5 protein-coding genes are annotated in these 9,239 nt (G+C 63.7%); all 5 read left to right on the top strand.

Annotation, left to right across the window (positions count from 1 at the left end; translation table 11 throughout):
- Positions 1-193: 193 nt before the first annotated feature.
- Complete coding sequence (locus ACERK3_02420) at positions 194-2,602, top strand: Rne/Rng family ribonuclease (protein ID MFA9477141.1); 2,409 nt, start codon at positions 194-196, stop codon at positions 2,600-2,602.
- The gene (gene dxr / locus ACERK3_02425) at positions 2,599-3,789 is read left to right on the top strand and encodes a 1-deoxy-D-xylulose-5-phosphate reductoisomerase (GenBank protein MFA9477142.1); all 1,191 of its coding nucleotides are present in this window, start codon (positions 2,599-2,601) and stop codon (positions 3,787-3,789) included. The genes ACERK3_02420 and dxr overlap by 4 nt, the downstream gene beginning before the upstream one ends.
- Positions 3,790-3,898: 109 nt before the next feature.
- Positions 3,899-5,914: a site-2 protease family protein gene (locus ACERK3_02430; GenBank protein ID MFA9477143.1), complete on the top strand. Its 2,016-nt coding sequence runs from the start codon at positions 3,899-3,901 to the stop codon at positions 5,912-5,914.
- A 116-nt stretch (positions 5,915-6,030) separates the two neighbouring features.
- The gene (locus ACERK3_02435; protein MFA9477144.1) at positions 6,031-8,499 is read left to right on the top strand and encodes a ligase-associated DNA damage response DEXH box helicase; all 2,469 of its coding nucleotides are present in this window, start codon (positions 6,031-6,033) and stop codon (positions 8,497-8,499) included.
- Entirely contained in the window at positions 8,500-9,180 is a 681-nt protein-coding gene (gene pdeM / locus ACERK3_02440; protein MFA9477145.1) for a ligase-associated DNA damage response endonuclease PdeM, read from the top strand.
- The last annotated feature ends 59 nt before the right edge of the window (positions 9,181-9,239 follow it).

Consider the following 9,239-nt stretch of genomic DNA (forward strand, 5'->3'; position numbering starts at 1 on the left):
CCCGCTCGCCAAAGGCGGACTCACGTAACCTCCGCCGGGCTTGAGCAGGTGATCTATAACCGAAAGGAGTTTCGAGTTTCGAGTTTCCAGTTTCCAGTTGTCGCATTCCAAGGCCAGGCGCATCATGTTGCACGGCCAACCTTCCAAATGCGTAACTCGAAACTCGAAACTCGGAACTCGAAACTGATTTGAAGTGCCAAAAACAGAAATGCTCATCAACTACGTCCCGGGGGAAGAATGCCGCATCGCCATCGTACGCGACGGCAAGCTTGAAGAGTTCTACCAGGAACGCGCCTCCAACGAGAGCCACGTCGGAAGCATCTACAAAGGCAAAGTCACCAACGTCGAGCCCAGCATTCAAGCCGCGTTCGTCGACTTCGGCCTGGAACGCAACGGCTTCCTCCACGTCTCCGACCTTCACCCCATGTTCTTCCCCGGCAAGGACCGCGAAGAATTTGAACAGGTCGGCTCAAAGACGCCCCACCGCGATCGCCCGCCCATTCAAAAATGCCTCCGACGTGGACAGGAAATCCTCGTCCAAGTGCTCAAGGAAGGCATCGGCACGAAGGGCCCGACGCTCACCAGCTATCTCTCCATCCCCGGCCGATTCGTCGTGATGATGCCCCAGATGCAACGCCTCGGCGTCTCGCGAAAAGTCGAAGACGACGACGCACGCAAAGAGGCCCGCAAGCTGCTCGCCGAGCTCAACCCGCCTGAAGGCTTCGGCTTCATTGTCCGTACCGCAGGCATCGGACAGACCAAAACCGACCTCAAACGCGACCTCGCTTATCTCGTCCGACTCTGGAAAAACATCGAGCGCAAACAAAAGCGCATCGGCAAGACCGGCGAACTCTATACCGAGTCCGACCTGGTCATCCGAACCATCCGCGATGTCTTCTCCACCGACATCGACCGCATCGTCGTCGACGACCCCACCGCCGCGAAGCGCGCCCACGATTTCCTCACCATCGCCAGCCCGCGCTCGCGATCCAAGTGCGTCTACTACGAAGACCACGTGCCGCTGTTTCACCGCTTCGGCATTGAAAGCCAGATCGAATCGATCAACGCCCGCGAAGTGCCCCTGCCCTCTGGCGGCTCGCTGGTGTTCGACTCGGCCGAGGCGCTGGTCGCCATCGACGTGAACTCTGGCAAGAGTCGCGACGCGCGCGACGCCGAGTCCAACGCATTCAACACCAACAAGGAAGCCGTGGATGAAATCGCGAGGCAACTGCGCCTTCGCGACCTCGGCGGCGTCGTCGTGCTCGACCTGATCGACATGCGCGACCGCAACCACCGCCGAACGGTCGAGCAGCGCTTCCGTGAGATGATCAAAAACGACCGCGCCCGCACGCGCATCGGCGGCATCAGCCAGTTCGGGCTACTGGAAATGACCCGCCAGCGCATGCGGCCGTCGTTGCAAAGCTCGCTCTACAACGAATGCGAACACTGCCACGGCTCGGGCCACGTCAAGAGCGCCGAGTCCGTCGTGCTCGACGTCATGCGACGCCTGGCGCTCGCGATGCAGCATAAGAACGTCACGCGCGTCGACCTAACCATCAGCCCGGACGTCGCCTTCCAGTTGCTTAACCGCAAGCGAACTGAGCTGGTCGCATTGGAAAACCGCCACAGCAAGGCCGTCACCGTCCGCGTCGGCGGCCACAGTATCGACTACGTCGACGCGACCGCTTACGACGAACGTGGCGGCGCGGTCGACCTCGAATCCCTGCTCAGGCCCGCCAACCTCTCCGAGCCAACCGACACCACGTTCCGCGAGTTGACCAGCGACATCCAGGTCGAAGATCTCGTCGACGACGATGACGTCGATGATGACACGGTCGATCTCAGCGACGTGCCCGACCGACCGGCCGTCGAAGCGATCGACGCCCCCGCCCAGTTGGACGCGAGCGGCGATGGCCAGGGCGACGGCGACGGCGATGGCGAAGGCGGCGGCAAGAAACGGCGTCGGCGTCGGCGACGGCGCGGCGGCCGCGGTCGCAACCGCTCGGATGACGACGGCTCAACGCCATCGACAGACGATCGCGAAGCGTCGGCGCAGGACCGTGCCAAAGATACCGCCGACGACACCGTTGACGATGAAGCACCGTCGCAGCCGAAGAAAAGGTCGCCCAAACAGGCTTCACGCACGCGATCGAAGCAAACCAGCGACACGACCGCTGACGAAGGCCCCACTGACAAAGCCGCGCCGCAGACCGAGGAGGCCGACGGCAATGCCAATGCCAATGCCGGTGAGGGCACGGGCGAGGGCGAAGGGGAAGGCGCGGGCACGGGCAAGAAGCGTCGGCGACGTCGCGGTGGCCGCAGCCGACGCCGCGGAAAGCAGTCCGCCGAGGCCAACGGCGACGGCCAGCCATCCGATGGCAACCGGGCTGACGGCAATCAAGCTGACGGCAATCGGGCTGACGGAAAACAGGCCGATGGTAATCAGGCCCAAAGCAAGCCGGCCGACGATAAGTCGACTGACAGCAAGCCGAGCGGCGGTAACCAGGGCAACGCCGATCGCCCCAAGCCGGCCGCGACCCCGACCGTCGGCTCGGGCTACAGCAACAAGATCATCGAATCGAGAGCAAGTGAGAACGCATGAGCGACGCCGACGCCCGCAAGCTGATCGTGCTGGGCTCGACCGGGTCCATCGGCGTCAATACGCTGAACGTGGTCGAACACCTCCGCCGCACCCGCGCTGCCACCATTGAAGTGGTCGGCCTTGCGGCGTCGCGCTCCAGCACGAAACTCATCGAGCAGGCGAAACAGCACCACGTACGCCACATTGCCGTCGCCGACCCTGCCATTGCCGACGAGGTCCGCGCCGCCCTGCCCGATGCGAAGGTATACGTCGGCGACGCGGCCGCCGAAACGCTTGTACGAGAAGTCGAAGCGACTGATGTCGCCGCCGCCGTCGTTGGCTCGGCAGGTCTGCCTGCCACACTCGCCGCGGTGCAACTCGGTCGGCGGGTCAGCCTCGCCAATAAGGAAACACTCGTCGCCGCCGGCATGCTCGTCACGCCGTTGGTCCGTGAGCACGGCGCTCAACTGCTGCCTGTCGACTCGGAACATTCAGCGATCTTTCAATGTCTTGCCGAGCACCCCCGCCGCGAGGTGAAGCGGATCGTGCTCACTGCCTCGGGCGGGCCGTTTCGCACCGCGGACAAGACAACAATCGAAAACGCTACCGTGGAGCAAGCGCTCAAACATCCGACCTGGACGATGGGCCGAAAGATCACCATCGACTCGGCGACGATGATGAATAAGGCGCTGGAAATCATCGAAGCGCACTGGCTGTTCGGCCTCGCGGGTGAGAAGATCGATGTGATCGTGCACCCGCAGTCGATCGTGCACAGCTTCGTCGAGTTCGTCGACCACAATGTGCTCGCGCAGCTCGGCTCGCCGGACATGCGCGGGCCGATCCAGTACGCCCTGACCTGGCCTGACCGCCCCGTCGGGTGTAGCGAGGCGATGGACTGGTCGGCGCTCAGCCAGTTGACGTTCGAGCCGCCGGACCTTGAGCGGTTCCCCGCGTTGAAGCTGGCCTACGATGTAATCGACGCCGGCGGCACGGCCGGGGCCGTCTTCAACGCCGCCAACGAAGCGGCGGTGCAGGCGTTCCTCGAACGGCAGGTCCGTTTCGGTCGTATTGTGGAACTGGTGACCGAAGCCCTCGCCGCCATCGAGCCCGAGCCGGTCGAATCATTGGAGACCATACTGGACGCGGACCGCAAAGCGCGGGCGTTCGTCGCGCAGCGCATCCGCACAACGCCCAGCGCCGTAAGTTAGCCGCGAAGCGCCGCGGAGCGCGTTCGTGAACGTACACTCACGCGGCCCTCCGCGACGAACGAATTGAAAACATACGACCTCATCGGGTCACACTGGATGCTCAACTGCCATGGACTTGCTGACACATACCCCGATTGCTTTGCTGGCCCTGATCCTCGGGTTCGGTTTCCTCATCTTCGTTCACGAGTTGGGCCACTTTCTCGTCGCGCGAGCCGTGGGCATCAAGTGCACGCAGTTCGCCATCGGCTTCGGACCGAGCATGATCACGTGGCGTAAGGGCATCGGCTTCCGCGTCGGCACGACCGAGCCCGAATACCAGAAGCGCATCAACGAAGGCGTCGACCCCGCCTCGCTCGGCGAAACCGAATACCGCCTGAACTACCTGCCACTGGGCGGCTACGTCAAAATGCTCGGCCAGGAGGACATGGACCCCAACGCGCAAAGCGAAGACCCCCGCGCGTTCAACAAAAAACCCGTGTGGGCGCGTGCCTGCGTCATCTCCGCCGGCGTCGTGATGAACCTGATCTTCGGCCTGCTGTTCCTGATCATCGCCTTCATGTCCGGCGTGCAGTTCCCGCCCGCCCTCGTCGGCGGCGTGCAAAGCGGCGCACCGGCAGACGTCACCTATGCACAGGGATATGAAGGCGATCCGGATTATCGCGGCTTGCGCGTCGGCGATCACATCACGCACATCAACGGCGACGAAATCGGCGACTTCATGGAGCTCCGTCTCGCCGCGGCGCTCGGCCGACCTGACGTCCCCATTGAGTTCACCATTGATCGCGAAGGGGCGGATCAACCGCTGATCTACCGCATGGCGCCCCGTCGCGACCCGATCGAAAACCTGCTGAGCGTCGGCATCGCGCCGATCAGCAGCCTTGAAGCCGCGCCGCGTGAAGGTGGCACGTTGGACCGGGCAGGCGTGCGTGAGGGCATGCGCGTCGTCGCGGTGAATGGTGAAGCGGTGGATGGCTACGGGCAACTATACCGGGCCGTGCAGCAGTTCGGCACGCAGCCTTTCGAGGTGACGTTCGCAACCGACGACGGCAGCGAACAGGTAAATGTGTCATTTGAAAACACGACGCCGCAGTTGATGGTGGATGTCGATGATCGTCATCGCGCATTGGGTCACCTCGCCGGCCTCGTACCCGCAGTACGGCTGACACCGGCCGCGAACAGCCCTGCGGAGCAGGCAGGCATTGAAGCGGGGGATGTGCTGGTTTCACTCGGCAGCGACCGTTGGCCTTCAACGCGACAGTTGCCGCAGCTGGTCGAAGCCGCGTCGCGCGAGGGGCTGGACGTGACGGTGTTACGTGATGGTGAGACGATCGTGCTGGAGTCGCGCGTTCGGCCGAGCGGTGGGCGCATCGGCGTGGCGCTCGAGCCGGCGATGGAACACCCGATCGTGGCGGGCACGCTGACGGGCACGGCCGCGGCGTCGCTGGACCTGCCGGCGGGATCGCGCGTGGTGGAGCTGGCCGGTGAGCCGGTGAGCAACTGGGCTCAGATGCAGGCGGCGCTGATCGCCGCAGCGCGGGCCGCCGACGGCGACGACGTGTTGGATGTTGAGATCACGTACGAGTTGAACATCGCCGGCTCGCCGACCGAGACCGACGTGCTCAGTTTTGATGCGGAAACCATCGCGGCGTTGGCCCGGTTGCAATGGCAGCCGCCGCGCGAGTTGCAGCGCGATCTGCTCATGCTTCGCGAACGGCTGTCGGGCGACAACCCCATCGAAGCCACGGTGATCGGCCTGCAAAAGACGCATCAGTTCATGCTGCAGACCTATGTCACACTGCTGCGGCTGATCCAGGGGTGGATCGGCTTCGAGCAGCTGCGTGGGCCGGTGGGCATCGTCGATGAAGGCAGGCAAGTCGCGGCAGAAGGCTGGGCGTATCTGTTTTTCTTCCTCGGTTTGATCAGTATCAACCTGGCGATCATCAACTTCCTGCCGATTCCGATTGTGGACGGCGGACTGATGGTGTTCCTCATCATCGAAAAACTCAAGGGTTCGCCTGCGGGCCCGCGTGTACAGACCGCCGCAACCCTGGTGGGGCTGGCGCTGATCGGGTTCGTGTTCGTGACGGTAACGTTTTACGACATCGTGCGAATCGCGGGGGGGTGAACCGTGACAAGGTGAGGGGGTGACAGGGTGACAAGGTGAGCAAGCCGAAGTCCAACGCGCGCGAGGTATCGCCTTGTCACCCTGTCACGGCGCCACCTAGTCATGCCCCCTCCGCCATGAATGTGGTGCGCCACTGGTTTACGCAGCAGCGCGGCTACACGCCGTTCGACTTTCAACAGCAGACATGGGACGCGCAGCTCGCGGGGGCGAGCGGGCTGGTGCATGCGCCGACCGGGATGGGCAAGACGTTCGCTGTGGGGCTCGGGCCGATGATGCGCTGGTGCGATGCGCACCCGGATCGGCAATCGTGGGCGGCGTTGAAATCGCCGCCGCTGACGATGCTGTGGATCACACCGTTGCGCGCGCTCGCCAGCGATACCGCCAATTCGTTGCGCGAGCCGATTGAAGACGTCGGCTTGCCATGGACGCTGGAGCTGCGCACCGGGGATGTGAGTTCGTCGATCAAGGCGCGGCAGAAGAAGCGCTTGCCGAGCGTGCTGGTGACAACGCCTGAGAGTTTATCGCTGCTGCTGAGCTACGCGGACGCGAAGGCGAAGTTCGCCCACGTGCAAAGCGTGGTGGTGGATGAATGGCATGAGTTGATGTCGACCAAGCGCGGCACGCAGACAGAGCTTGGCCTCGCGCGACTGCGGCGGTGGAACCCGGCTATGCAGACGTGGGGGCTGTCGGCGACGATGGGCAACCTCGAACAGGCGCGCGATGTGCTGTTGGGTCGCGCGAAAGCAAAATCAGGCGTGCTGATTCGCGGCGAATCGCAGAAGGCTGTCCGGATTGAGACCATCGTCCCCGACGATCTGGAGCGATTCCCCTGGGCGGGGCATCTGGGGTTGAAGCTGCTCCCGCAGGTGCTCGATGAGTTGGACAAGGTGGGCAGTGCGCTGCTGTTTACGAATACGCGATCGCAGGCGGAGCTTTGGTTCGCGGCGATTGTGAAGCATCGGCCGAACTGGATCGGCGAGGTCGCGTTGCACCACGGGTCGCTGGATCGCAAGTTGCGGCAGAAGGTGGAGGACCTGCTTCGCGAGGGCAAGCTGCGTTGCGTGGTGTGTACGTCGAGTTTGGACCTGGGGGTGGACTTTTCGCCGGTGGATCGGGTGTTTCAGGTGGGCAGTCCGAAGGGGGTGGCGAGGTTGATGCAACGGGCCGGCCGCAGCGGGCATCAGCCGGGCGCGGTGAGTCGTGTGCTCGGCGTGCCGACGCATGCGTTTGAGTTGATCGAGTTCGCCGCGGCGCGGGTGGGGATTGAGGGGAAGCGGGTCGAGTCGCGTCGGCCGCTGGATCGGCCGATCGACGTGTTGGTGCAACATCTGGTGACAGTCGCGGCGGGTGGTGGGTTTGATGAACATGCGTTGTATGAAGAAGTGAAAGCGACGTATGCGTTTCGCGACCTGTCGGCCGAGCAGTGGCAATGGGCGATGGACTTCGTCACGCGCGGCGGCAAGGCGTTATATGCGTACCCGCACTACCGCCGAGTCGCGCCGCCGAACGGCGACGGCCAGTATCACGTCAGTTCGCAGCAGATCGCGAAGCAGCATCGCATGGGCATCGGCACGATCACGAGCGATGCGGCGATGATCGTGAAGCTTGCACGCGGGCGGTCGCTGGGCACGGTGGAAGAGTCGTTCATCGCACGTTTGAAGCCGGGTGATCGCTTTTTGTTTGCCGGGCAGCCGTTGGAGCTGATTAAAACGCAGAACATGACAGCGTACGTGCGGCGGGCAACGCGGTTGTCGGGCAATGTCCCGCGATGGCAAGGCGGGAAGAGCCCGCTGTCGACGCAACTGGCGGACGCGGTGCGGGCGAAGTTTGATGATGCGCTGGCTGAGCGATTCACCGATGATGAAATGCGGGCAGTGCGGCCGCTGCTTGAGTTGCAACGACAATGGTCGCGATTGCCCGCGGCGGACGAGTTGCTCATCGAGTCGGCTACGTCGCGCGAAGGGCATCACCTGTTTGCGTATCCATTTCAAGGACGACTGGTGCATGAAGGGCTCGGGGCGTTGCTGGCGTATCGTTTGTCGCAGCAGGCGCCACGGTCGATCACTGCGACGGTGAATGATTATGGACTGGAGTTGATGTGCCCCGAGCCGATCGCGATGGATGAAAAGGCATGGCGTGACGTGCTCAGCACGGATCGGCTCGTCGAAGACCTGCTGGCTTGCCTGAACGCGACGGAGCTTGCCCGCAGGCAGTTTCGCGAGATCGCTCGTGTGGCGGGATTGATCTTCACCGGCTATCCGGGGCAGTCGAAATCGACGAGGCAACTGCAAGCGTCCAGCGAACTGTTTTACGATGTGTTCGCCGAGTTCGATGCGGACAACCTGCTGCTGGATCAGGCCCGGCGGGAAGTGCTTGAAGAACAGTTGGAAGTGAGGCGACTCAAGCAGGCGCTGGAGCGGATCGAAGCGATGAGGCTGGTGCGGGTGACGCTTGAGCAGTTGTCGCCGTTGGCGTTTCCGCTTTGGGCCGAGCATTTGCGTGAGAATCACGTGACCAGCGAACATTGGAGCGACCGGGTACGGGCGATGGCGGTGGCGTTGGAGAAGGTGGCGGATGACGGGTGAATGATGATGGACCGAATTGCAATCACATGGCATGGGCATCGCTTTGAACTGCTGGCGCAGCGCGGGGCGTACTGGCATGCGCAGCGGGCGTTGATCGTGGCGGATGTGCATTTCGGCAAGGCGGACCATTTTCGGCAAGCCGGCGTGCCCGTGCCTTGGGGCACGGCGGAGGCGAACCTCGGCCGACTTGATGCGATGCTCGGCGCGACACAGGCGGCGCGATTGATCGTGCTCGGCGATCTGTTTCACGCACGGACGGGGCTGTCCGATCGCCTGCTCGACTGCTTGTCACAATGGCGGCAACGCCGACGAGCGATGGAGATCGTGGTCGTGCCGGGCAATCACGACGCAACGCTGGCGGACGATGTGGCAACGCTGGACATGCACTGGGTCGAGCCGGTGTGGGAGTTGGCAGGGTTGCGGTTTGAACATGAGCCGCCGAGCCAGCCCTCGGCCGAAGGGGCGTGCTCAACGCCGACGCTTGCGGGGCATGTGCACCCGGCGGTTCGGCTGCATGGTGCGGGGCGGGCGAGCTTGCGGTGGCCCTGCTTCTGGTTTGGCGAGCGGGTTGCGGTGCTGCCGGCGATGGGAGCGTTTACGGGCATGCACCCCGTTCGGCCACGGGCGGGCGATCAGGTCGTGGTGGTACACCCGCAGGGCGACGGGGTGATGGCGGTGTAGGGGAGGGGGCGGTTTGTGGTTTGTGGTTGGGGCGGGGGCGGGCAGGGCCGTCGAGCCAG

The organism is Phycisphaerales bacterium AB-hyl4 (assembly GCA_041821185.1).
Classification (GTDB): Bacteria; Planctomycetota; Phycisphaerae; order Phycisphaerales; family Phycisphaeraceae; genus Natronomicrosphaera; species Natronomicrosphaera hydrolytica.

Coding starts and splice junctions, on each gene's coding strand:
- dxr (MFA9477142.1), top strand. CDS start 2,599: ATGAGCGACGCCGACGCCCGCAAGCTGATCGTGCTGGGCTCGACCGGG.
- pdeM (MFA9477145.1), top strand. CDS start 8,500: ATGATGATGGACCGAATTGCAATCACATGGCATGGGCATCGCTTTGAA.
- ACERK3_02430 (MFA9477143.1), top strand. CDS start 3,899: ATGGACTTGCTGACACATACCCCGATTGCTTTGCTGGCCCTGATCCTC.
- ACERK3_02435 (MFA9477144.1), top strand. CDS start 6,031: ATGAATGTGGTGCGCCACTGGTTTACGCAGCAGCGCGGCTACACGCCG.